Here is a 26,393-nt window from a genome sequence, read left to right as displayed (position 1 = left end):
CGTCAGGCGGCCTTAGAACTTACCGCCAAAGCTAAAGTGGAATTTGCCACCGTCATCACCAAAACCATAGTCGAGACGGATAGGCCCGATCGGCGTCGTAATACGGAAACCAAGACCGGTCGAAACGTGGAGGTCTTCATTGTCATGGTACCAGGGCACGTGTTCTGTACCGCCCCAAGCCGAACCGGCATCGACGAAGAAGACGCCCTGTACCTTTTTGGCAATGGGATACCGGTATTCGACTGTACCGGCATACATCTTATCGCCGCGGAATTCATCATCTTCATAACCACGCAGTGTATCAGCACCGCCGAGGGTAAAGAGATCGGAGTATGGCATATCGCCTGTAGCAATACCACCCATGAGACGTACGGCAATAACATGGGAATGACCTACCTTGTAATAGAGACGATTTTCTACAGTAAATTTGTAGTAGTCGAAATCGCCGCCTAAGCCGTGGCCTGCCACCGATCCGGTAAAGGACAGACGCTTGCCGCGCGTCGGATCGTAGACGTTATCGCGGTTATCGAAGACGTGGGCCCAGGTCATGCTGTTCGTACGGCCAAAGTTGTAATCCATATAGTGCATGCCCTTGAAGTCATAGCCGTCGTTGCCTGGATAGCTGGCATCTTCACGATAATCGAAGCCACTGTCGTGATCATTATATTTTGTCTTTTTCGATTCGAGGGTAACATAATCGCTGACGTATTCGCTGCGGACACGGCCATAGGTTACGTTCATGCCCCGTGTTTCACGGTCATATTCAGCAACAGAATCGCCGTTTTCGTTATAATCATCGTATTCGTATTCGCGGTCAAAGATGCTAAAGCCAATGGAATCACCATGATCATTGAGCCACGGATGGGTGTACGAGAAGGTATAGTTCTTATTGGAATCTGTATTGCCGCCGAATTCCCAGTTGATGCTGGCCTTATCGCCGGTACCACGCAGGTTCGTTTCCGTCAGGCCCAAGAGGCCTACGAGGCCATTGGACTGGGAATAGCCGCCGCCAATGGTCACCTGGCCGGTCTTGGCCTCGACGACGTCGATTTCCATGATGACGTCATTGGCATTCTTTTTGCCCGGCAGCATACGTACGTTAATATCTTCAAAATAGCCCGTATTATAAATACGTTCAATACTACGGCTGGCAGCAGCCCGGTTGAATACGTCGCCCGGCTTCATACGTACTTCACGCGTTACGACATGGGTTTTAGTCTTTGTATTACCGCGCACGGTAATAGCTTCCAAGTGACATTCAGCAATGGCCAGGTGCAGGACGCCTTTATCATCGAGGGTAGCATTCGAAACGTGGCTGTACATGTAACCGTCTTTTGCATAGAGATTGTTAATGTTGGCTACATCCTTGCTGATAAGCGTACTGTTGAGGGGAGAACCCGGGACATAATCAATCATCTTAGCCAGGACATCTGTCTTATACACCGTATTGCCCGTAATTTCGACGCTGTTGATGATGGGGTTCATTTGGACGGTGTAATTAAGCGTAACCCCTTCCGGTACGTTATTCAGCGTTGGCCGTACTGTCGAAAAGAGGCCGCTGGCACCGATGACATTGACGTCATGGCGGATATAATCGAGATTTACCGCATCGCCGACACGCATAGCCAGTTGCGGTAAGAGATGCTGTTCAATGGCCGGATCTGGTACAGGGCTGATGGAGACAGACGTCGTGACCTTATTCAGATAGGGAGCAATATCAGCTTCTGTAACGGCATTACCATATGGCATCGTACCTTCCTGACCCGTGGGAACCACTGCCATGGGATACTTGGGAATGGAAGTATCAATCTGGACATCGCCTAAGCCGGATACATAAGGTACTGCTTCGCCCGGCAGGCCTTCTGCTTTGGCACTTTCTTCTGTGCCGACAGTCCCTTGTTCATAGCCTGTATTGCCGCTAATGACCGATTTGGCGACTTGCTGTTTCCGTTCCTGTTCAGCCTGCTGAATTTTTTCGGTCTGTTCCTGTTCCGCTGTCTTACGGACGTCTTCCGGCTTTTTGCCGCTGGCAATGGCCGCCAGTTCTTCGTCCGTTTCGTATCCCGTCAGACCGGATTGCGCATTTTTCATGGCTGCTTCGGTTTCAGGTGTATTCGCACTGGTTACTACCGTATTGATAGCCATCGGTTTGGCCTGATCCTGGGCAGATAAAGGAGCTGCCGTAGCCTTCTTTTCCACCGTTGCCGGTGCCGCATCATAGCCTGTTGCTGTCTGTGCCGTATCGGCAGCCCAGGCTGGGCAGGTCATCATGGCACTTGTAATCATCATGAGAAGAAGCTTTTTATTTCGTGTAATCATAAAATCCTCCGTTGTCATTTTTTTATTTCCGTACCGCGCAGACTATGACGCGCATCTTGTACGGCAGCTTGTACCTGGCTGTCGGTCAAAACCTTTTCCTGTACGGGCTGTGTATGTTGTACAACAGGCGCTGGTGCTGTTGTTCCAGAGTCTGCTGTATCAGGCTGTTGTCCTGCCGCTTGTGGCGCAGCAGATGTTGTGTCCGGCACACTGCCCGGCCCGGTATCTGCTGGCAGCGCTTGTACCGGTGGCGGAGCTGCCCGGGCCGGTGTTGAAGAAGCAGGCTCTGGTGGTTTGGCCTTCTGTTCCTGCAAGGCTGCCGGCGCCGGGGCCGGCAAGGGCCGGACAGTTGTCGTTTTTTCCCAGCCCGTTAGCTGCCAACAGGCAAGGGCGATAACGGCTGCCGTACCGGCAGCAGCTACTTTGCGTATGACCCGGGAATGTCTTTCTTTTTTGCGCATCTGCTTCATTTCGGCTTCTGCCAGCATCAAATTCAGCTCACCGCGCACGTCCGACTGTTTGCCAAAGGATTCCTCTGCCTTCTCCAGCCAGGCCTTGGCAGAACGGACCCGTTTCACCTTTTCTTCATCTGATTTTCTCATACGGCAGAAACTCCTTTCCCGCTATGTTTCTACAATCGGAAAAACAGATCTGCCCTTATCCCTTGTTATTTCCAAAGAATATACCTATTATCTCATATATTATCATATTTGCGCTAGTTTTTATTCTTTTATCCCCCATTTCCTTTTATTTGCTGTCATGAATAAAGCGGCTCAGCATACCACGAATGCGGCGTATACCTCGTTTTTGCAGGCGATATACATAGGGAACGCTGACAGAAAGGTCGCGGGCAATATTTTTTTGCTCCTGATCTTTTAAGTATACACCTTCCATGACAAATTGCTCTTTTTCCGGTAAACGCTGCAATGTTTGGGCTACATGCTCAAACAGCAGCTGCCGGCCTGTACGCTCGGCCAAATCTTCACTGGCCGCTGGCAATTGCTCCCGTAAGGGTATGCCATTTTCATCGGGCTCGTCGATAGACAAAGCCAGGCGGCTGTTTTCTTCCTTGAGAAAATCAAGGATTTCTCCGCGTATACGATGGACCGCATAGACGGAAAAAGCGACATTGCGGCGATGATCGTACCGCTCTACAGCCTCGATCAGGCCCAGCGTTCCCTCCTGCAGGGCATCCTGCAGGTATTCCTCACGAATATGCCAGCGCATAGCTTCGCGAAAGACGAGTGGCTGGTACTGCTCAATGAGGCGCCGCCGGCTCTCCTGATCGTCCTCTTCTTTATAAGCCCGCCAAAGAGCCTTTTCTTCTTCCGGGGAGAGGAGCTTTATCTGTTGCAATTCTTTTAAATACGCTTCCAGCATATATCTCCCTCCCTAGTAAAAGCTGTATTTATAGACGCCGCCTACATACGCACCTTCACTGGATTTCCAGGCGGCCAGGCCAAACTTACTGCCCAAATTATACTGCATGCCAATGCGGTTATCCTGATGATTCAGGCCAAAGGCTGCCGTAACCATGAAATCATTGAACAGGTATTTGCCCATTTCTATATTATAGTAGTTATCATTAATATCTGCCGTTTTGGCATCGTAGTCAAGCGAACCCGTTGTTACCGTCAGCATATCCAAGTGCAGTGCCTTTTCCAGCGTCTGTGTAATGCCTAAGCTGTTTAAGGTCATGCGGATACCGCTGCCGATGAGCGTATTGACGTCTTCCCCCGTAAGGGAGCTGCTCTGCTTGTCACCGCTGTTGCGCAGGGTAATCAGCGAAATAATCTGATTTTTCGTAAGCGGCGGATTCGAACGCAGCATGAGATCCATCTTTTCTACAGGCCCACGCAGGTTTAAGAGGACATTGTACTGGCCTACCCGCGTTTCCCCTTCAACATCGACATAAGGCAGGAACGTATCGGGCTGGTTAAAGGTTGCTTTCGCCTTGGACAGATGGAAATTCGTATCGAGATAATGGAACGTGCCATTCATGGCTTCAAAACCACCGGAAGCGTAGGGGTGCATGAGTGAACCACTGAAGTTAGCAGATCCGGTCAGTGTCATATCATATAAGGCCGGATTGTACAAGCGCACTTCGTCACCCATTTCGATGGTCAGGTCGAGGCCCAGGTCCATACTGCTATCAGAGGAACTCAAGCTGAGTGGCACATCAAGGTCCGTATGGGACAACGTAATCTTACCGGAAAGGAGCGGATAGCCATCTTCGTCGCTAAGCTTCATTTCTCCATTCAGAGGTCCCTTGAAGTATGGGCACTGGACGTTCAAATGATTGAGGTTCAGCGTGCCGCTATACTGTGTTAATTCCCAGCCATTCCAGGCTGCATTGCCCTGAATCTGAACGTTGCCCGGATTTTTGGCATTTTTCTTGTCCATGACGGCTGCTGCCGTAAGGGCTGCCTGTGTCCCTGTAAACTGAACCTGGCCCTGAATCTGTGACAGCGGATACTGCATGGCTTCAATAGATACGGAGCCGTCCTTCACACCGACCGTACCGTATACTTCTGGTGCTGCTGCCGTCCCTTTTACCTGCAGAGACCCTTCCAGGTTGCCCGTCGCCGTTTTAATAAGCGGTGATACGAAGGTCAGGAGATCCAGGCTGGCATGATCGAGTTTAAGCGTAACATCCATGGATTCATCCGTCCGTGCACCGCTGATAGCAGCCATAGGAATCGTACCATAGGCACTGACCTTATAGGGGTCCTTCGCAATATACGCCTGGGAAAGCTTGATAATACCGTTGCGGATATTAAGGAGAGCATAGGCATTGGTAAAAGAGAAGCCCTTCATCGTGCCGCCGTTGAGCTGAATGGATACATCGGCATTCGGATCATCACCGGTACCGCTCAGGGTGACAGCAAAGTCGACATTGCTGTCAAGGTCTATGTCCGTACGGCCTGTAATTTCCGTCAGAAGCTTCGTTGGGAAGCCACGGCCAGCTACCTGAATATTGACCGGACCGTGGAGGGCATACGTTCCTTGGGCCGCCAAAATACCGCCACTGACCTGGAGGGCCAGCTTATTGATTTTTACCGTATCATTTTCGTACTGTACATCAATATCCGTCGGTTCTATAGGTTCTTTGCCAATAAAGCCTTGCGTAAGCTGTCCCGTCAGATGGGCCCGTGGTTTTTCTGCTGTACCATCGACAGACAGATTCCCGTCGAGCCGGCCCTGTACGGCATTGCCCTTATACCCAGCCAGCTTCAGAAGGCTGGCCAGGTCACCGGAGGCGACAGACGCCCTGGCCATGATCCAGCCGTTCGCCGGATTATAGCCGCCGTTGGCATCATACGAACCGCCGTTCTGCATAAAGTGGAAATTATTCAAATGGAAAATACCGCCGTAATAGGTAACCTCCCCTTTGACATCCTGGAGCAGTGTTTGGTTGAAGGTAAGCTGATCTGACTGAAGCGTACCGTTCAGGGTCGGGCTGTCCAGCGTACCGCCTACATGTGCCTTCAAATGAACCAGGCCGGCCCGCTGCGGGCCTTTTTGCGGTACCAGACGGGCAATATCCAAGTTGCTGGCATCAAAGTCCAAGTTGAGACGATCACCCACAGAGCCGCTTACTTTGACAGATGCGTCGTAAGCAGAAATATCCCCGTTCTGCAAATAAATCGTATTGTTGGCAAGCGTATAATCAGCGCTGACATTTTTATAAAGGTAACCATAAGCCGAACCATTGGACAAACGGAAGGAACCGTGCGCAGCCAGGTTGTCGAGCGTACCGCTCACGTAGACCGTATTATCTGCCCAGCCCGTAAGCGGCAGCTCCCCTTTACCCAGAGCCGGCAAAAGCCGTTCCAGACGCATATGCTGCGTTGTTACCTGCAGCTGTAAAGAGCGGCTGTCCAGATTCACTTGGCCGCTGGCCTGGTGGGTACCATCCTTGTACCGCCAAACGACAGAAGGAATTTGAATCTGACTGCCAGTGCCCGACAAGGAGCCGTCGAGACTGTCGAAGGGCATATCTTTTATGCTGCCATTGGCTGCGTGGAAAATGACATTCCAGGCCGGACCTGTACCAAAAACCTGACCGGCTGCAGAAATAGTACCACTCATTGGCACGGCTGCATAGCCTGCAAACATCGAGAGGGGTATATCTTTTGCCGTAAAGACACCATTGAGGTCCTTATTTTTCGTATCATAGGTCCCATTGGCCGTCACCGTGCCGCCCTGGGCTGATGCTGTAAGCTGGCTCAAGGAAATGACACCATCTGCATAGGCAAAATCTGTCGTAGCCGTATCGGCTTCAAGGCCGTTATAGGAAAGGCCTGTTGCCGAAGCCTGGCCCTTAGCCGTGACCTGGCCGCTTTGTACATTCCCGGCAGCCTGCAAAGTGGCACTAACCGTGCCCAACATAGAAACAGGCAACTGGGGAATAGCTTCCAATTGAATTCCCTCCGCCTGAAGGTCTGCATGAAAGTCACTGCTTTCCCGATTATACGTGCCGCTGCCGGTCAGACTGCCGCCGGCTATAGCAGCCGTCACATGGGTAACAGCAATATCCGAACCGGCACAGCTGATATCCGCCTGCCCGTTGCTAATGGAAAGACCATTATAGTCCAGTTGCGGTATCTTAACAGTCCCGGCAGCACTAAGCTGATCTGTCGTACCCCACAAGCGTCCTTTGAAGGCCACACTGCCTGTAAGGCCTTCTGGCAGATAGGCTGTAAAAGCAGACAAATCGGCTCCCGGTACAGTGACATCGAGCTGGAAGACAGGCGTATCCGTATTAATACGGATGAGGCCGCTGGCCTCTACCTGCTGGCCGTTTAAGGTACCACTGGCTTTTTCCAAATAGACCGTATCCGTTGTGAGGCGCACATCACCCTTGACGTCGGTGCAAGCAATACCATAGGCTGTACCGGCACCACCTTCGACGGACGCGGAACCACTCAGGGTCCGGCCGTTGTGCGTCTGGGCATAGTGTGCCCGTATATCGCGAATGGTGCCGTCTGTAATCGTCACATCCGTATCAGCTGGAATAAAGGGGGAAAGGTACGCTGCCTTAACAGCGTCACCTTTGACGAGAACGTCAAAATCACGGGCTGACGTAAAGTGCCCTGACGCAGTAACCTTTTCGCCATCCAGATATAAGGCCGCATCCGCATAGAGGCGTGGGTAGGAGCTGAAATCCAGCGTACCTTCGCCTTGTTCACCTACGAGGGTAGGACCATCCGGCAACTGCAGCCGTACGGTACCGTCATGAAAAAGGATGCGTCCGCGAAAGCCGGCATCTGTCGTATCGCCCGTATTCTTAACAAGATTGGCTACGTTCCACGTCTGGTCTGCCTGATTTTGCCAAATATGGACGACAGGCGCCTGAATATCAACCGTTTCAACGGCTGCCGCCATTTCCCCTCCCGATAGGGATGACAGGACTTTCCAAGGATTAATAAAAACAGTAATATCTTTACCAGAAAGGACAGTGCGCCCCTCTGTATCACGAACTACCGGGTCAGCAATCGTCACGCGGCCGGAAAGAGAAACATCCATACTGCTAAAACGCAGTGTACCGTTTAGCTTTTCATCGGCAGTTACCGTCACCGTTTCCGACAGTTTTTGCATGAGCACCGGTTTTTCCAGCCAGAGAGAGAAAGCCGCGGCAAATAAAAAGACTACAATCGCTCCGAAGACAATCCATTTCTTTTTCACCGGCGGACCTCCTTTCTGTATAGAAAAAGAAGAGAGAATTGTCATATTACAATTCTCCCTTCATTGTACCTAGGCTATACTTTAAAATCAAGAAGTATGAGCGAATAAACTGTTTCAATTTATAAATTTACATCAAACTGTAACAATCAGCCTCTATATGAAGTTGCCGTCATGGACGGATGTACTACACCAGAACGGACGTCAACACCCATAGCCTGTTCCAGCGTAGCAATACCTACGTTGTAATCGTACAGGGCCTGGATATGATTGGTCTGAGCTTCGTTCAACGCGAGCCGGGCATCGAGGACATCCAAGTTGATACCAACGCCGGCCTGGTAGCGGACGCGGGCAATCTTGAAGCTTTCTTCGGCCTGATTGATAGAGGTCTGAGTAGCCAGTACACGCTGGGCAGCACTGCGCAGGTTCAAATAAGCCTGCTTGACTTCAAGCTGTACGGCTTCGCGTTGCTTCTGCTCTGCTTCGCGCTGGGATAAGAGAGTCAGCTGGGCTTCTTTGATTTTGGCATTCGTCGCGCCACCATCCCAGAGGCTCCACGACACACCACCGGTAATGCTCCAGTTGTGTTCATCCCAGCCGGGGAAGGTCGTATCGCTGTAGCCGCGGCCTGCACCAACACTAACCGTCGGCCGGTTACCGGCTTTAGCAATTTCAATATTGCGTTCTGCTTCCTGTACAGCCAGCGCCGCCTGGAGGACTTCCGGACGATACTTCATGGCATAGTCCATAGCTTCCTGCAGGGAAATATCGTACGAGTCAAAGGGCAGGCGATGATCAGAGAGGACTAGTTTGGTCTGTAAGGGCAGGCCGAGGATATTATTCAGATTTGCTTCCGCTACGGCTACGTTCGTATCTGCTGTAACAGCCGTAGTCTTTGCATTAGCCAGGGAAACATCAGATGTAAGGACATCGAGCTTGGCAACGGTGCCTACATTATACTGGGCCGTAACGTTCTTTACGTGCCCTTCCAGGTTGCTTACCGATTCGTGGTATACATCCTGCAATTCTTCATAGGCTAAGAGGCCAAAGTACCCTTCTACAGCCGAAAGCTTTGTCGCCTGTTCGACACGCAGCATTTCTTCCTGGGCATTGACCTTGCCGAGCTTGGCATTGGCAATTTCATTTTCTACGCGCCCGCCTGTATAGAGGGGAATAGAAACACTGAAAGAGTTGCCAAATGCGTTGGCTACATCTTTGACACTGCCGCCTGTGCGGGAACCGCTCCACGTATAGCCGATGGTCGGCATCTTGCCGGCACGGGCTTCATCAATAGCAAAATCCGTGCTATGCAGGGCATAGCGGGCCATCTTGATGTCACGGTTGTAATCGAGTGCCATTTGAATGGTCTTCGGCAGGGTCAAATCCACCGTTTCATCAGCACCGACACGGCCGACGACGATGACCGGATCGGCCTCATGTCTGGCTGCTGCACGCTGAGCGCTCTTTTGCATATCTTCGGCAATCTGCTGCGCCAGCTGTTCGCGCAAAGCCGGTGGCACATCAGGCACAGTAGCTGCTGTTGTCGCAGCCGCCGGGGCCACAGCCGGTGCCGGGCGAGCCGCTTCCTTTTGCGCCTTTTCCGTCGAAAGCTGTTGTAATTCACTTTCTACAGATGCACTCTTCTGTGACGTATCACTTAAATCTACGGGAACAACCGTAGCCTTGGCCGGCGCAGCTGCCGCAACGGCAGATATTGTGCCCAACGTTGTAATCATCACTGCTGCAATAAGTTTTTTATACATGTCCTTGTTCATTGCGGGTACCCCCATTGATCTGATTGCTATATTGTAGAATGTCCTGGCTAAAAGACATAGTCAATGCCATAATAATTACCGCCATCGCTGCGGTTCATAGGCCTTGTAAATTGGCCAAAGAGGAAAAGATTATCGGTCAGACGATACTTGGCTTTTACGCGGTAACGCCAGTCGTCCGGATCGTAGCCTTCCAGGGAAAGGCGGAACGGCTTATCTTCAAAAAAGTCGAGGCCCATACCGAGTTCGCCGCGGATCAGGCCGGCCCGGGCGGAAAGGAAAGTCCCTTTTTTGCCATACTGCAGGTTCATTTTCGTACCGTTACCAATATTTTCAGCTCCTAACAGAGCGAAGCTATTGTTCCGGTACAACTTAAAATTTACCTGGGCACCTGTTTCACCTTTTGTATCATTGTGCAGAATAGCCGCATCTCCTTCGGTCTTCAAACCCGTATCGCCACCGAGAATTTTATTCAGGCGGCCGGAGATGGAAGCCGTATTGTGCAACGTCTGCTGCAGATCAGCCTGGCTCTGTTCATCTGTCGTAATCTTTTCTACTGCTAAAGCTGTCTTTTCAAAGCTGTCTGTAATTTGCTTCATATTCTCTGCCGTCGCCCGGACGTCATCAGAAATGGCGCCGTCACGGTTCATGGCCGCTAACTGGGCTGCCGTTTCATCAAGAGACGCCGTAACTGCCGCCATATGGGCAGTCATGGACTGAATATTGCCGGCATTGGCATCCATGAGACCGTTTACCCGGCCGGTCATACCTTCGATGTTCTGAATCGTACCGCGCATAGCCTGCTGCGTTTCAGGGTGCCCAATGACATTATTGATATTATTGATCATGTCGTTAGCATTGGCAATGAGCTTCCCTGTACTTTCCATCATATCATCCATGGTCTTGCCATCGCTGCCGTTCAAATATTCACCTGCAGCTACTACCTGCGTAGAATCAGCGCCCGGCGTAATAGAAACAATTTTTTCGCCCAATAGGCCATCTGTCGTGATAGCCAGCTTGGAGCCCTTGGGAATTTCGGTTCCCTTATCAATTTTCATGGCTACGTCCACGCCATCCTTCGAGGGACTGACGCTGACGACCTTGCCTACGTGTACACCTACATAACGGACAGAATTGCCCTTTTGCAGGCCATTAGCATCGCGGAACATAGCGTGAATTTCATAGCCCGGTTTACCAAATATTTCTGCATGAGCCAGGGTAATGACTACATACGTAAAAATCAGCACGCCAACAATCGTTACCAGCCCTACTTTTGCTTCTGCACTCCATTTCATGTAGTATTCCCTCCCTCCTGCCAGTCTGTACTGCCATGAATAAACCGCTGCACCTGTGCATCCGTCGTCGAACGGAACGTTTCTTTATCGGCGATCAGCCGGAATTCACCCTCTTCCAAATACGCCAGCCTGTCGGCTACATAAAAAGCCGACTCCATATCATGCGTCACGACGACAGACGTCGTATGGAGCTGGCGCTGTGTATTAACAATCAGATGGTTTATATCCATGCTACGCAACGGATCCAGACCGGCTGTCGGTTCGTCATACAGGATTACTTGTGGCTCCAGGGCAATGGCCCGGGCCAGGCTGACTCTCTTTTTCATGCCGCCTGACAGGTTGTTAGGCATCATGGCTTCCACATTATCGAGACCGACGAGATGAAGCTTATTGTGTACGATTTCGCGTATTTCTGCTTCACTCTTTTTTGTGTGCTGCCGCAGGCCAAAGGCCACATTCTCGCCAACGCTCATGGAATCAAACAAGGCCGAATATTGGAAGACCATCCCCATGTGCAGCCGCACCTGGTCCATTTGGTCCTCATCCAGTGCAAGGATATCCTGGCCATCGACAAAGATTTTGCCGCTCGTCGGCTTTTGCAGGCCTATGATGAGCCGTAAAATGGTACTTTTACCAGAACCGCTGGCACCTAGAATAGCGAGGGTTTCACCTGTATGAATATCGAGATTGATGTGGTTCAGGATAACCCGCGATCCATAGGCTACCGTGATATCCTGCAGACTAATCATAGCAGCACTCCTAATATAAGATAAGGGACAAGAGATAATTACAGATAAAGATAAAAATAATAGACGTAACAACCGAACGGGTTGTAGCCTGGCCAACCCCTTCAGCACCACTCTTGGCATTCATGCCTTCGTGACAAGCGACTAAGGCAATAATGCCGCCAAAGAACATGGCTTTAATCAGGCCATATACGACATCTGAAACGTCCGTAAACATTTCAATGGAATTCATATACGTGAAATGAGTCAGGCCCGCGCTCAAGGTAGCCACAGCATCGCCACCGGCCGTACCGATAATATAGCCGTAGAAAGCCAAAAGCGGCACCATGCAGACACAGGCGACGAAGCGTGGTACGACGAGATAGGCAACGGGGTTGACGGCCATGCAGCGCAAGGCATCAATTTGCTCTGTCACCTTCATCGTGCCGATTTCAGCTGTCATGGCTGCGCCTACACGGCCGGCAACGACAACACCCGTGAGAATAGGACCCAGTTCGCGCCCCATAGCGATGGACATAATCCCGCCTAAGGTCGACTGTGCCCCATAACGCAGGAGAATATCGACGATCTGTAAGGTCATAACCATACCGGCAAAAAGCAAGGTGAGGCTGACAATAGGCAGCGAATTAACACCAAGGTGCGCCATCTGGGCAATGGTCAGGCGTCGTTGAATTTTGGGCAACTGGCGCACCGTCTGTAGAAACAGGAGGGCCAATACGCCAACCTTTTCGAAGATATGTAACGTAAACGCACCTACGTGTTCCAACATTCCCAGCACAGACACACCCCCTTTTCCCTGCGTATGTACTGTTACTATACCATTAATACAACAGGTATGCAAAACACTGGCAATAAATTGTTATAAAACTGTAAGAAAGCTCAGAACTCCTTTTCAGTTTTCTACAAATAAGATAATACCATGTTATCCCTTAAATATCAAGATTGAACCCCTGACGCAGCCGGTCAGACTCACAGAACCACGGCGTACGGTAAAACAGCAGCTGCGTATGGTCACATAACACAGCTGCTGTCTGGTAGCCTAGTATAGGCCAAATATGTTCTTTTTATCTTGCGAGGGCTTTTCTTTCTGATTCTTGCCGGCATCAGATTGGTTGTCCGTATCCTTCTTGTCTGTCTGGTCAGCCGTATCTGCTGTATCATCGTCTTCGGCGCTGATAACCGCTTTTGCCGACTGCAGCGTATGGTGTGCTGCCAGGAAACGATCACGCTTTTCCGGTGTGACAATCTTGATAGTCAGCTGGCCGTCGCCCTTAACGATGTACGGCGTCGGAATGGATGATTTTTGATCGTCCTTATCCGTATCGTCATGGAGACCATTCTTTTTCGGTTTCAGTACATCCTTCGGCGATTCCTGCGCTTCTTTAGCCTGGAGTTTTACCTTAGACGTCTTTGTTTTCCCATCGTCAATCATGCTGATGTTCTGATCGAGGACTTCAATGACCAGGTCGTTGTTGGCGTCTTCTTTTTCGATCGCTTTCTTCAGCTCATCAAAATCTTTATAATGACGCAGGCGTTCAATGATTTCGTCTGTCAGGTTGTAGCGCTGCCGTTCGATCAGATACGGCAAGGGAATGACTCCGCCACCACGTACTTCCAGTACCATGTCGCCTAAAGGCTGGTCTTTGGGAACCGTAAAGGTCATCGCCTTTACTTCATCGGCTCCACGATAGGGATGAAGCGTGACTTTGAAATAAATCGTATCGCCCGGGCTGGCTACGACCGGAGCTGCCATAGCCTCCGTAATACGTGCCGTTTTTTGTGCCTGGGAAATAGACGTAGTAGATGTAATGTCGAGAACAGGGTAATCAATGAATTCATTATGCTTCAGGATATCAAGCACATTATACAGTTCATCGATGCTCTTTTCATTGACATTATTTTCCGAATAATACATGTTATGCCGCGTAATATCCTTATCGCGGCCGTTGGCCGAACGAATCGTATACTCGATTGTCGCCGTACCGCCGCCTAAACGGTCAATCGTCTTATTAACTGTATTATAGACAGACGTTGCCGCCAGAACTGGCGTCATTTCGTTATCTTCAATGATTTTAACGCGTTTAATATTATGGGCTCCCGTATCCTGATCGCGTACATCCATGACGACAGGGATGCCCGGTGCCAGGGAATAATTGCCGGCAATCCCAGCGCCCCGGTCCTGATCGATACGGCCAATTTCAGCCCCGATAGAGCCAAGTTTGAAAGAGCTTTCCATATTATTGACGATCGTGAAGATATACGCATTGTGCATGAAGTAATTAATACTCCCCTTCTTGAGGAAGGGATGGCCAAAGGCTACGATATGATCGTGATCCACATAGGTAACCGTGCCAATAGCACCCAGCTTCAAATCCCCATTGACAAAGGCCGCAGCTACGGAACTGCCCGCTTCTAACGGCTGAGCCTGACTATCGGAGGCAGCCGTCGCCGTATCTACAGGCAGAAACTTATATTGTGGCAGCTTTTCCTTCATCCAGTTCATGGAAAGCGTGTCAAAGCCGCTGGCCATGAGCGGTGTATCAACCGGAATAAGTGACGATTCACGGGCATTAAAGGGCCGGATTTCTTCCTTTACGGGTACATTCCAGAGTTTGACCATATCTTCAATAGGCGTTATCATACCTACCTTAGAATTCGTAAAAGACCAGCCGTACGCTACGGCGCCCAAGAGTTTCCCATTTATGTAGACCGGGCTGCCGCTCATCCCCTGGGCAATCCCGCCTGTGCGTTCGATCAAAGGTCCGGAGAACCGGGCCAGAACGAGATCACCGGAAGGGCCGCTATTCTTCATGACGCCCAGAATTTCTACAGGAAAGGTTTCCATCGTCGTTCCCTGGGTTACCGTCTTAGCATAGCCCGTCATACCCGGCTGGACATCGCGGACTGACATAAATTGTTCCGCATATGCGGTAAAAGAGACGGCGCAGCAAAGGACTGCTGCACATAAAGCCTTTACTGCGTGCCGCCACGTACGTAATCGTCTCATAAGCTCCTTCTTATTTCGTTTCCACAACAACTACGACAGTGCCCTGTGTGACTGCCGACCCAGGCTGAATCGTGACTGATTTGACAGTACCACTGCTATTCGCCCGGGCTGCCGGCATAGGACCGGCCAGGGATTCTACGGTAAGCAGTACGTCGCCTTCGGCAACGGCGGTTCCTACGGGAACGACACTGTCTACCTTACCGCTCAGGACAGATGTATACGACACATCTGCGGCCATAACCGAAGAAGCTGCCAGGGCAGCAACCATCGCTGCCAGCGTAAGGACTTTCTTTTTCATGGACATCATGATGTATCACTCCTTTACAGATTACAAATCATCAAAACTATCTTTTAACCGGCTGATTTCATTGAGTGACTTGCCGGCCCCATTGGCAACGCACAGCAAGGGATCATCGCAAAGATACGCGGCCATGCCTGTCGTCTGGGAAATCAGACGATCCATACCGTCGAGCAAGAGGCCGCCGCCGGTCAGGATAATGCCGTGATCGGCAATATCTGCAGCCAGTTCAGGCGGTGTTTTTTCCAAAATCGTAAGGATGGTGCGCAAAATAGCTTCAATCGGTTCCGACAAGGCCCTGCGGATTTCCTGTGAGTCAATATCGACCATAGCCGGCAACCCCGTTTCGGTACTGCGGCCCCGTACATCTGCCGTCAGCTGGCGGCCATCGGGCAACGCCGTGCCGATGAGGATTTTCAGCTCTTCTGCCGTCCGCTGGCCAATGGTAACGTGTTTTATCTTTTCCAGATAGCGGATAATCGCTTCGTCGAACGTATTACTGCCAATACGCAGGGACTCACTGATGACGATACCACTCAGGCTGAGTACGGCTACATCTGTCGTTCCTCCGCCCATATCGACGACCATAGACCCGTTGGAGCTGGCAATATCCAGGCCGGCGCCAATAGCAGCTGCCAGCGGTTCCTCCATGACGACGGTTTTGCGGGCACCGGCCTGCATCGCCGCTTCAATCACAGCCCGCTTTTCTACATTCGTCGCCCCGGAGGGTACACAAATAATAACCCGCGGCTTAAAAAGCAGCGCTTTGCCAATAGCCTTGCGGATAAAATAGCGCAGCATATACTCGGTGGCATCATAATCAGCAATGACACCACGGCTCAAGGGATGATAGGCGTGGATATGCTGCGGCGTCCGCCCCAGCATGGCCTGCGCTTCCCTGCCGACGGCGATGACCTGATGGCTGTTCGTATCTAACGCGATAACAGCCGGTTCATTAACCACAATACCACGTTTTTTTACATATACAATGATGTTGGTCGTGCCCAGATCAATGGCAATATCACTGCCAAACCAATGGGGCAGAAATGAACCATGTGCATTCTGGGCCGGCGGCACATTCTGATTTTTCTTTTTTTTAGTCAATATTGACCCGAACAATGTCTGCACCTAACCTTTGTAGCTTTTGGACCAGGTTATCGTAACCACGGTCTATATGATATAGATAGCCAACCTTTGTCTTTCCCTCTGCTACGAGGCCAGCCAGCACCAGAGCGGCACCAGCCCGTAAATCCGTAGCATTGACGTCTGCCCCTTTCAGCTTGGCCACGCCTTCCACGATAGCACTGCGTCCTTCAATGCGGATCTTGGCACCCATCCGCTTGAATTCATCAACGTGCATGAAGCGGTTTTCAAATACCGTTTCCGTAATGACGCTGGTACCTTCGCAGATTGTCGTCAAAGCCATGAACTGCGCCTGCATATCCGTTGGAAAACCGGGATAGGGCAAGGTCTTAATATCGGCCGGACGCAGCGGCTTGTGGCCAATGACGCGGATACCATCAATGTCTTCTTCAACGGTAGCTCCTACTTCCTTTAACTTGGCGACGAGCGGTTTTAAGTGTTCCGACAGGGCATTTTCTACATAGACGTTACCGCCGGTCATAGCGGCACCGACCATAAAGGTCCCGGCTTCGATACGATCGGGAATAACAGCATGGGTTGCACCATACAGTTCTTTTACACCTTCAATCCGGATAACATTAGTGCCGGCACCACGAATATTGGCACCCATGCTATTTAAATACGTAGCCAGGTCCACGATTTCCGGTTCTTCTGCGGCATTTTCCAGGACGGTTTTTCCTTCTGCCAGCGAAGCTGCCATGAGGACGTTTTCTGTCGCGCCGACGCTGGGAAAATCCAAATAAATCTGTGCGCCCTTGAGACCGCCTTCGACGGAAGCTTCAATGTCGCCATTTTCCAGATGAATGACAGCCCCCATGGCTTCAAACGCCTTGAGGTGTAAATCAATAGGCCGAGCGCCAATAGAGCAGCCACCAGGCAGGGAAATCTTAGCTCTGCCTTTACGGGCTAAAAGAGGCCCCATGACCAAAAAGGATGCGCGCATGCGGCGAACCAGGTCATACGGTGCCGCTGTCGATGTTAACTGGCTGGCATCAATAACCAGTGTGCCTTCTTCAGGCTGGGAAATATGTACGCCTAAGGACGAAATGACCTCACATACAGTATGAACATCATCCAACTTGGGAATTTCCGTCAAGACACTTTCCGTTGTTCCCAGCATAGATGCTACAATAATGGGCAGCACAGCATTCTTTGCTCCGCTGACACGAACAGTACCTTCCAAGGGCTTTCCACCACGAATAACAAGCTTCTCCAATTCTGGTGCCTCCTAAATAGATTGCGAATGTATAGTTCTGATAAACAAAGCAAAGCCAAGTTTATCAATCTTTTGTATCTTTGCTATCAAGTCATTGTACCATAAAAGGCGCAAATCTGAAAGAGTCTCACCTTTTTGTTTAAAAAAGTAACAATCTGCCCTTCCTCGCACCGGCAGCGGGCACGCCTGGACATAATTCGCCCGGCAGGAACTTCCGCGTTCGCTGCCGGGCGACGAATCAAGCATACACTAGCCTTATTTTTGTTTGGTAATGACGTCGCAATGCATATACGGACGCAATGCTTCCGGTACGAGGACAGAACCGTCAGCCTGCTGGTAATTTTCCAGGATGGCAGCGACGGTACGGCCTACAGCAAGGCCGGAGCCATTCAGGGTATGCACGTATTCCGGTTTTTCCTTCGGCGTACGGCGGAAGCGGATATTAGCACGACGTGCCTGGAAATCTTCCGTATTAGAGCACGAAGAGATTTCACGGTATTTCCCCTGTGCCGGGAACCACACTTCGATATCGTAGGTTTTGGCAGCCGAAAAACCAATGTCTCCGGTGCAAAGCGTGACGACGTGATAAGGCAGGCCCAGTTCCTGTAAGATTCCTTCGGCATCATGGGTCAGTTTTTCCAGTTCATCATAGCTCGTTTCCGGTGTCGTGTATTTTACCATTTCGACTTTATGGAACTGGTGCTGGCGGATGAGGCCGCGCGTATCACGGCCGGCAGAACCTGCTTCGGCACGGAAACACGGCGTCAGCGCCGTAAAGTATACAGGCAGCTTGCTGCCATCGATGATTTCACCGCGATAGTAGTTCGTCAACGGAACTTCTGCCGTCGGAATCATGTACATTTCTTCGCCTTCTACGTTAAGACGATACATATCTTCATAGAATTTCGGCAGCTGGCCCGTACCGGTCATCGAATCACGGTTGACGATATACGGGGGAATGACTTCTGTATAGCCATCGTGTTCCGTATGACGGTCGAGCATGAAATTATATACGGCCCGTTCCAATCTGGCACCGGCACCGATGTAATAGTAGAAGCGTGCACCCGTAACTTTGGCAGCCCGTTCCGAATCGAGAATACCAAGATTTTCACCGATTTCCCAATGGTTAAGCGGCTGGAAGTCATAGTTTTTGCGTTCGCCCCAGTTGCGTACTTCCGGATTCTGGCTGTCATCTTCCCCCAGCGGAACAGACGGATGGCACATGTTTGGAATCATGAGCTGAATAGCGAGCATATCCTTTTCAATTTCTTTGACTTCCTTGTCCAGGCTGTCGATGTCATCGCCCAGCTTTTTCATGGCAGCAATCTTGTCATCAGCATTTTCTTTATTTCTCTTTAACCGGCTGATTTCCTTCGTTACCGTGTTGCGTTCATTCTTCATCGCTTCTACGCGCTGCAACAATTCCCGGCGCTTTTCGTCGAGAGCAATAAACCGATCTACGTCTGCTTTTGCATGGCGGTTCTTGATGTTTTCTTTTACTTCATCTGCATGTTCGCGGATAAATTTTGTATCTAACATGTTTTCTCATCCTTCCTGTACATAATACCTGTTACATTATATACACTATAGACCCTTTTGTTCAATACCGCTGTACAAATAACCCATGTGATTTGTCGAGTTCAGTAATACGAGACGCCATTTGCCGTCCTGTTCTTCCAGCACATTGATACACGTATTGTCCTGTTTGATTTGCCAGAAGTGGCTCATATCGAGACCGAGAAGATCGCAGATAATCGCCTTGTTAACCGCATCATGAGCCGCTACGAGGACTGTCTTGCCGGCAAAGCGGACAGCGTAATCATCAAAGGCAGCGCGCACGCGGCGGCGTACATCTTCCAGACTTTCCCCGCCCGCGCCGGGCATGGTGACCCGCTGTGGCTCACTATGCCAGAGAGCAAATTCGACAGGATACTGCTGCTGAATTTCATCTGCCAGGCAGCCTTCCCAGACGCCGTGATTGATTTCAAGCAGGCGGTCATCCGTTTCGACAGGCAAATGGTGCAGGCCGGCACAGAAGGAGCAGGTTTGAAAAGACCGTTCCAGCGGGCTCGATACACAGACATCGAAGGGAATGTCCTTCAGGCCCTGGGCCAGAAGCCGTCCCTGTTCGAGGCCGCGCGGACTGAGATGCGTATCTTCCTGCCCCTGATAGCGTCCTTCAATATTCCATTCTGTTTCACCATGACGCACTAATATAATCCGTACCATAGCCTGCCTCCTCAATGTGTTTCGCAGTGAATCAGTTTCATGTCAATAATGCCTTCAATGCCGCGCAGTTTCAGCATGATGTCGTTCGGAATATCATCCTGTACGGCAATAGCCATAATATTCGTACCGGCCTGCGTCATCTTCGCCAGCTGCATGCCTGTAATATTAATATGGGCCTGTCCCAGAATAGTTGAAATCTGGCCGATCATGTTAGGCTGATCGATATGCGGCGCCAGGAGCAAATAGCCTTCCGGCGTAAAGTCCAGGCGGTATTCGTCGATCTGTACGATCTTCGCTTCTGTCCGGTTGAAGAGAGTGCCCACGAGGGAGTGTTCCCCTTTACTCGTCCGGATCGTCACGGTAACGGCATCCGACAAATAGCCCTGGTCCTGGCTGTGTACTTCTTTGACAGAAATATGACGGGAGCGGGCCACTTCCGGTGCATTGACGAAGTTAACCGATTCCTGCAGGATAGGGTTTAACGCGCCTTTCAGAACTGCCGTCGTCAAGAGGCCCGTTTCTGTCTGTGCTAAGGCACCTGTATATTCTACACAAATTTCTTTCATAGGGCCTTCCGAGAGGTAAACGCCGATGATCCCCATGCGTTCCATGAGATCGAAGTACGGCTGAATCGTGCGGTAGACATTGGCCGGCAGCGGTGCCATATTGACAGCCGTCGGCACCGGTTCTCCATTCAAGGCAGCAATGACGCCTTCGGCAACGTCGACAGATACGCCAATCTGGGCTTCCTTCGTGGAAGCACCCAAGTGCGGTGTAATGACGACATTGTCCATATCGAGGAAGGGATTGATGTCTTTGGTCAGCGGTTCCGTCGGGAATACGTCAATAGCTGCACCGGCTACGTGGCCGCTCTTTAATGCATCGGCTAACGCGTTGATATCAAGAACCGCACCGCGGGACACGTTGATGACCCGTACGCTGTCTTTCATCTTGGCAATTTCGGCTGCGCCGATCATGCCGCGTGTTTCTTTGGTCAGTGGCGTATGCATCGTAATATAATCGGATTCCCGCAACAACGTATCGAGATCAACCAATTCTACGCCCAGCTGTTTGCCCCGTTCTTCCGGAATATACGGATCATAACCGATGGTGCGCATTTCCATAGCCTGCATGCGTTTGGCAATGCGTGAGCCGATACGGCCGACACCGATAATGCCAATGGTCTTATTCTGCAGCTGAATACCTGTAAACCGTTCGCGGTCCCATTCTCCGGCCATAAGCGAATTATGGGCCTGCGGAATGTGGCGCGTAATGGCCATGATCATGGCACAGGTATGTTCAGTCGCTGCTACCGTATTTGCCGTAGGCGCATTGACGACGATAATCCCCTTGGCTGTAGCCGTTTTAATATCAATGCTGTCTACACCTACACCGGCACGGCCGATTACCTTTAATTTTTTTCCTGCATTGATAACTGCTTCCGTTACATGCGTCATGGACCGCGTTACCAAGCCGTCATATTCACCGATGCAGGCAATCAAATCGTCTTCATTGAGATTGATTTTTACATCTACGTCGTACCCCTGCGCACGCAGTACTTCTACACCTTTTTCCGACACATCATCGCTAACTAAAATTTTCATGCTGCATGTCCTCCTCTTGGAAATACCCCTGATTGCTTATTGTTTTTTCTTAAATTCATTCATAAAATCTGCCAGGGCCTGGCAGGCTTCTTCTGTTACGGCGTTGTAAATTGAGGCCCTGCAGCCGCCTAAAGAACGATGGCCCTTAATACCGATGAGATCGCGCGCCGTCGCTTCGGCTACGAATTTTGCTTCCAGCTCCGGCGTCGGCAGGTTGAAGGTCACATTCATGACACTGCGCGAATCCTTAGCTGCATGACCACGATAAAATCCGTCACTGCCGTCAATGCAGTCATACAAAAGCGCGGCCTTTTTCGCATTGCGTGCTTCTATTGCCGTCAGACCGCCTTGCTCTTCCAGCCAATGGGCTACACGATTGACAAAATAAATGCAAAAGACCGGCGGTGTATTATAGGTCGAATCGTGATCGGCAAAGGTACGATACGATAGCATATCCGGCAGTCCTTCCCGCACCTGCTTTAAGAGAGAATCCTTAATGATGCCAACGACGACACCGGCCGGGCCCACATTTTTCTGCACGCCTGCATAGATGAAATCAAAGTTCGCCACAGCGACCGGGCGGGACAGGAAATCGCTGGACATATCGCAAAAGAGAGGCACATCTACATGCGGAAAGGTCTGCCACTGCGTCCCATGAACCGTATTATTGCTCGTCATGTAAATATAATCCGTATCCGGCTTGACCATAAATGTATCTTCCTTGGGGATATACGAAAAATGATCGGCTTTACTCGAAGCCACTTCGTACACTTCTCCATAATAGGAAGCCGCCTTCATAGCCTTATCAGACCAAATTCCCGTATTCAGATAGCCACCGCGGTGTTTGAGGAAATTGGCGCCATGCATGAGGAACTGCATACTGCCGCCGCCCTGCATAAAGATGACGTGATAGTCATCGGGAATCTGCATGAGCCGGCGTAATACGGCTACGGTGTCGTCCTGCATCTTCTGATAGGCTGCACTACGGTGACTGATTTCCACAATACTCATACCTGTGTGATCAAAATCCAAAAACTCAGCCTGTACCTGTTGCAATACCGGCAGCGGCATAGCCGACGGACCGGCATTAAAATTGAATACTCTTGCCATGAAAATCCCCCCATTAGTGATAGATATAAAAAAGGAGAAGCTTCTCTCTTGGGACGAGCTTCTCCTTCTCGCGGTACCACCCAATTTGCTGCCCGGCCGGAAAACAAAAATACTCCCGTCCCCCAAAAAAGGGACGAGAGTATATATTCCCGCGTTGCCACCCAACTTGCCATACAGCCAACTCTTGCCGCTGTATCGGGCGGGACCCGTCAAATTCATCATTTGCCGCTCCGGAGCGGAACGCCTTACACGCTTACTATCTCACACCAGCCGATAGCTCTCTGATAAGCCTTGTAACTTGCTTCTCCATCATCACATCTATGAAATTGAGTATATTATAGCATGCACTCTGGCCTTGTCAAGAGGCTTTAACGGTTTCTTTACATCAATAGCATTTGCTCCAGCCACAATTTTTGCACGTATTGCAGCCGCCTTCAAAGACAAGCGGTTCACCGCACTGGGGGCAAAAGATATTTTCTGCCTTCACCTTATCCGTTGCCCGGGGCTTCGCCGGTTTCACGCGTACAGCTTTCTTCGTACCACTCGTTTTATGGTGCAGTTCTTCTTGTACTTCATTGTACATATCGAGGAGTACGTTGCCTACTGCCATAGGACAACAGGAACCACGGCTCGTATCGCCACGCGTAGCCCGGCGGACAGAATAGCTCGGGCAATTCCCCGTCGAATTCAGCTGGTCGATAATCGTATAAATGTCGATACCGGCGCGGGCACTGATAGAAATCATGCGCGACAGACCGATCATGAAGTTGTTGCAGCCACCGGTCGAGCCTTTGCTCAGATAGGTTTCCAGGAGAGCCCCTGTTTCTGTGTCAAAGAAAGCCATGCAATGCAGGCTGCCACAGCCTGTTACGAGCTTACGCTTTTTCCCGATAACGTCGTCATCGATAGCCACGATTTCACCGCGGGCCAGGCCTTCGCCGGCAATCGGTACGGCTGCTTCTTCCTGCGTATGAGTGGAAAGGATGCCTGCACGCTTACAGCCATCGCGGAAAAGCGTAACGCCTTTACAGCCGTTTTCATAGGCCAGCATATAGAGAGCTTCCGTGTCTTCTACAGTAAAACTATTCGGTACATTGACCGTCGAACTGATGGACGCATCAATGTGCTGCTGCCATGCGCCCTGCATGGCCAGGCGCTTCTGATACGGCAACGTCAGGGCCGTCACGAAATACGGCGGCAGCTGCGAGTCATCAGTCAGCTCATGTTTCTTCATATATTCCGCTACGATAGGTGTATAGACTTTATAATAGACATCGGCAGCGTGGAGTGATTCCGTTTTGCGTTCATAGAAGTTGGCATAAATCGGTTCGATACCGCCGGAAATACCGAGCATCGTCGAAAGCGTACCTGTCGGTGCAATGGTCAGAAGCTGGGAGTTGCGCAGGCCATACTGGCGGACCAGTTCTGCCGTCTTTTCTGTCGTATTCGCTTCAAAATACGGCGTCTGCATGATTTCATCTACATGGCACATTTCGTATGCGCCCCGTTCCTTTGCCAGCATAGCCGAAGCTGCAATAGCTGTATCGGCCATGGTAAAGCCCAGTTCATGACAGAAGGCAATTGCTTCTTCACTGCCATAGGTCAGTCCCAGTTTGAGGAGCATATCGCCCAGGCCCATAATGCCCAAGCCGATCTGGCGCCATTTTTTAACGCTGTCCCGTTGTTCCTGCAGCGGATGAAGCGGCAGGCCTTCATCGAGGACGTCATTTAAGGCCCGTACACCAATCGTTACGCAGCGCTTGAATTCATCAAAATCAAAGGCCGCTTCCGGCGTAAAGGGGTGCGTGACAAATTGTGTCAGGTTCATACTACCTAAAAGGCACGAACCACCGGCCGGCAACGGTTCTTCTGCACAAGGGTTCACGCCGGCAAAGGTAAATTCCTTCGTATTAGCCAGGAGGTTCCACGAACAGATGCGATCCCAAAAGAGGGCACCCGGTTCGGCATAATCCCAGTTGGTTTCTGCCAACAGATGAAACACATCGGCAGCCTTGACCAGCGTTTCAATGGTCTGGCCTGTTTCCTGCCGCGTATAATGAAGACGAAATTCCTTATGCTCCTTGACGGCCTGCATAAATTCATTGCTCAGGCGGACGGAAATGTTAGCCTTTGTCACCTTATTGAGGTCCGTTTTTAACTTAATGAAATCCAATACATCAGGATGACTACAGTCAATAGAAATCATGAGGGCACCGCGCCGGCCATTTTGTCCGATCAATTCCGTAACTAGGGAATAGAGTGTCATAAAGGAAATGGAGCCACTCGTTTCCTTGGCTGCATTATTAATGCGCGCGCCTTTAGGACTGAGGCGGGAAATATCGATGCCACAGCCACCACCATAGCTATAAGTACGGGCTAGCTTACCGGCCCGGTCAAAGATACTTTCGATATTGTCTTCCGGTGGTGTCATGACATAGCAATTCGACAGGGTAATCTTTTTCCCTTCGTATTCAAGACCCCGGTTGGCCAGAATGCGGCCGCCAAACAAAAACTTCTGCTGCCGTAATAAGTCAGCTACTTCTTCGTCATGGCCGCTGACCCGGCCGATCCAGTCTTCAAAGGTTTCCTCGTTATCGCGATATTTATTTTTCCAAATGTCCATACCCAGCTGGTTGCCCTCGCCGAGCCATTCCTTTTCGTCCATAGGTCCTCCTTCGTATGCATTCCATGAATTCAAATATATTGTTATTTATTATGAGTGCACATACTATATATAGTAGTACTGGCAGATTCTATGATACCAGCCAGGACCCCGTACGTCAAGCATCATACGTTCTCTTCAAGGAAATGAGATACGGTCCGGACATAGTCAGCACGGTCCGTTTCAATGCCGGCTGCATGAGGCGAGGACTGGAAAATGTGGATGTATTTTTTCTGGCTGCCACAGTTATCGTATAAACTGTGGGCCGTCTTTTCCGGCACCAACTGATCTTCACTGCCATGCAAAAAGAGTACCGGCACATGAATAAAGCGAACGGCCTGAGCCGGTTCTATATTTGCTACCAGCTCGTGCGTATGTACGAACATGGCGGCCTGAAAAAACGGATCGAGTAGATTATACCCCAGAACGAGGCGCTGATCTCCTGTCCAATGCAATAGTTTCTCCCGGCCCAAGGCAATGATATTGCCATAGGAGCTATCGGCAACGACGAAGGAAAGATGGCCGTCCCTATCAGAACCGGCATACAAAAGGGCCATTGCAGCCCCCAAGGAGACACCATGCAGGCCAATAATCGACTGGCCGTCTTTCCTTTCCAGCCATTGTACCCATTTTTGCAGGTCCGTTACTTCCGAAAGGCCCCAATCCGTATGGGCGCCTTCACTGTCGCCGTGGCCGCGTAAATCGACGAGAAGCACGTTATAGCCCAGATTCCTGTACATAGGTACGTACGGAAGGCACATCGAGCGGTTTTGATATAAGCCATGCAACAAGATCACCGTCTTGTGGGAATGACTGGGACTCGGAATGTACGTGCCCCGCAAAATCGTGCCGTCTTGTCCGTTAACACGGACCGGCTCCCAGTCGCGTTCCTTTTCCAGCGTCCGTATATACGTCAGCTGCTGTTTCGTATTATTTTTAATGCCTAAGATTTCATCCCACGGCGCTTCACGAAACTCATGATAGGCCGTGTTACCAATATAGGCGCCGACGGCTGTACATAACAGCAGGAGCAGCACGACGACGCGTAGGAGTCCTTTAAAAAAATAATGCAGCATATGGTCTTTCCCCTTCTCACCTGTATAGTTCTGCCCTCTTTTGAGGGAGCATTACCTTTATCATATACCTTAGAGCCGAGTCTAAGTCAAAAAAAAGAAAGGGGATGTGACAAAATGAGAAATCATTTTGTCCACATCCTCTTTTTATTTGCATCTTGAGGTAATAAGCAGGAAATTACTGCAAAATAGGCATAAAACCCCTTTCCCCATAAAAACTGCTTTTCTAGAGTT

General features: G+C 50.5%; 18 protein-coding genes. All 18 read right to left on the bottom strand.

Features of this window, described 5'->3' with window-relative positions:
• Positions 1–12 precede the first annotated feature (12 nt).
• The gene (locus PGX44_RS03820; RefSeq protein WP_498854324.1) at positions 13–2,319 is read right to left on the bottom strand and encodes a BamA/OMP85 family outer membrane protein; all 2,307 of its coding nucleotides are present in this window, start codon (positions 2,317–2,319) and stop codon (positions 13–15) included.
• Positions 2,320–2,333: 14 nt separating this feature from the next.
• Complete coding sequence (locus tag PGX44_RS03815; RefSeq protein WP_498854323.1) at positions 2,334–2,921, bottom strand: hypothetical protein; 588 nt, start codon at positions 2,919–2,921, stop codon at positions 2,334–2,336.
• 145 nt (positions 2,922–3,066) lie between these two features.
• A complete protein-coding gene (locus PGX44_RS03810) occupies positions 3,067–3,699 on the bottom strand; it encodes a sigma-70 family RNA polymerase sigma factor (RefSeq protein ID WP_498854322.1) in 633 nt (210 codons plus the stop codon).
• Between the two features lie 12 nt (positions 3,700–3,711).
• Entirely contained in the window at positions 3,712–8,007 is a 4,296-nt protein-coding gene (locus tag PGX44_RS03805; RefSeq protein ID WP_498854321.1) for a translocation/assembly module TamB domain-containing protein, read from the bottom strand.
• A 146-nt stretch (positions 8,008–8,153) separates the two neighbouring features.
• Entirely contained in the window at positions 8,154–9,779 is a 1,626-nt protein-coding gene (locus PGX44_RS03800) for a TolC family protein (RefSeq protein WP_498854320.1), read from the bottom strand.
• A 47-nt stretch (positions 9,780–9,826) separates the two neighbouring features.
• The gene (locus PGX44_RS03795; RefSeq protein WP_498854319.1) at positions 9,827–11,071 is read right to left on the bottom strand and encodes an MlaD family protein; all 1,245 of its coding nucleotides are present in this window, start codon (positions 11,069–11,071) and stop codon (positions 9,827–9,829) included.
• Positions 11,068–11,820: an ABC transporter ATP-binding protein gene (locus tag PGX44_RS03790; RefSeq protein ID WP_289001104.1), complete on the bottom strand. Its 753-nt coding sequence runs from the start codon at positions 11,818–11,820 to the stop codon at positions 11,068–11,070. Before PGX44_RS03790 ends, PGX44_RS03795 begins: the two co-directional genes overlap by 4 nt.
• 10 nt (positions 11,821–11,830) lie before the next feature.
• Complete coding sequence (locus PGX44_RS03785) at positions 11,831–12,586, bottom strand: MlaE family ABC transporter permease (protein ID WP_498854408.1); 756 nt, start codon at positions 12,584–12,586, stop codon at positions 11,831–11,833.
• 270 nt (positions 12,587–12,856) lie between these two features.
• Entirely contained in the window at positions 12,857–14,824 is a 1,968-nt protein-coding gene (locus PGX44_RS03780; RefSeq protein ID WP_498854318.1) for a SpoIVB peptidase S55 domain-containing protein, read from the bottom strand.
• 10 nt (positions 14,825–14,834) lie between these two features.
• Complete coding sequence (locus PGX44_RS03775) at positions 14,835–15,122, bottom strand: biotin/lipoyl-containing protein (protein ID WP_498854407.1); 288 nt, start codon at positions 15,120–15,122, stop codon at positions 14,835–14,837.
• A gap of 30 nt (positions 15,123–15,152) precedes the next feature.
• On the bottom strand, positions 15,153–16,226 hold the full coding sequence (locus PGX44_RS03770) for a rod shape-determining protein (protein ID WP_498854317.1): 1,074 nt from the start codon (positions 16,224–16,226) through the stop codon (positions 15,153–15,155).
• The gene (gene murA / locus PGX44_RS03765) at positions 16,219–17,481 is read right to left on the bottom strand and encodes a UDP-N-acetylglucosamine 1-carboxyvinyltransferase (protein ID WP_498854316.1); all 1,263 of its coding nucleotides are present in this window, start codon (positions 17,479–17,481) and stop codon (positions 16,219–16,221) included. Before murA ends, PGX44_RS03770 begins: the two co-directional genes overlap by 8 nt.
• Positions 17,482–17,736: 255 nt before the next feature.
• Positions 17,737–19,020 (bottom strand): serine--tRNA ligase, encoded by a 1,284-nt coding sequence (gene serS / locus PGX44_RS03760; protein WP_498854315.1) that lies wholly within the window; start codon positions 19,018–19,020, stop codon positions 17,737–17,739.
• A gap of 45 nt (positions 19,021–19,065) precedes the next feature.
• A complete protein-coding gene (locus PGX44_RS03755) occupies positions 19,066–19,710 on the bottom strand; it encodes a histidine phosphatase family protein (protein ID WP_498854314.1) in 645 nt (214 codons plus the stop codon).
• An 11-nt stretch (positions 19,711–19,721) separates the two neighbouring features.
• Complete coding sequence (gene serA / locus PGX44_RS03750; protein ID WP_498854313.1) at positions 19,722–21,314, bottom strand: phosphoglycerate dehydrogenase; 1,593 nt, start codon at positions 21,312–21,314, stop codon at positions 19,722–19,724.
• Between the two features lie 36 nt (positions 21,315–21,350).
• The gene (gene serC / locus PGX44_RS03745; RefSeq protein ID WP_498854312.1) at positions 21,351–22,424 is read right to left on the bottom strand and encodes a 3-phosphoserine/phosphohydroxythreonine transaminase; all 1,074 of its coding nucleotides are present in this window, start codon (positions 22,422–22,424) and stop codon (positions 21,351–21,353) included.
• 385 nt (positions 22,425–22,809) lie between these two features.
• A complete protein-coding gene (locus PGX44_RS03740) occupies positions 22,810–25,089 on the bottom strand; it encodes an adenosylcobalamin-dependent ribonucleoside-diphosphate reductase (RefSeq protein ID WP_498854311.1) in 2,280 nt (759 codons plus the stop codon).
• Positions 25,090–25,211: 122 nt separating this feature from the next.
• Positions 25,212–26,162, bottom strand: coding sequence for an alpha/beta hydrolase (locus tag PGX44_RS03735; protein ID WP_498854310.1), 951 nt, complete (start codon positions 26,160–26,162; stop codon positions 25,212–25,214).
• Between the last annotated feature and the right edge of the window lie 231 nt (positions 26,163–26,393).

This window comes from Caecibacter sp. AF58-12pH5A (assembly GCF_027681725.1).
GTDB classification, from domain to species: Bacteria; Bacillota; Negativicutes; order Veillonellales; family Megasphaeraceae; genus Megasphaera; species Megasphaera hominis.
Note: the sequence above shows the minus strand (reverse complement) of the source record. Positions and strands in the feature narration are given on the sequence as shown.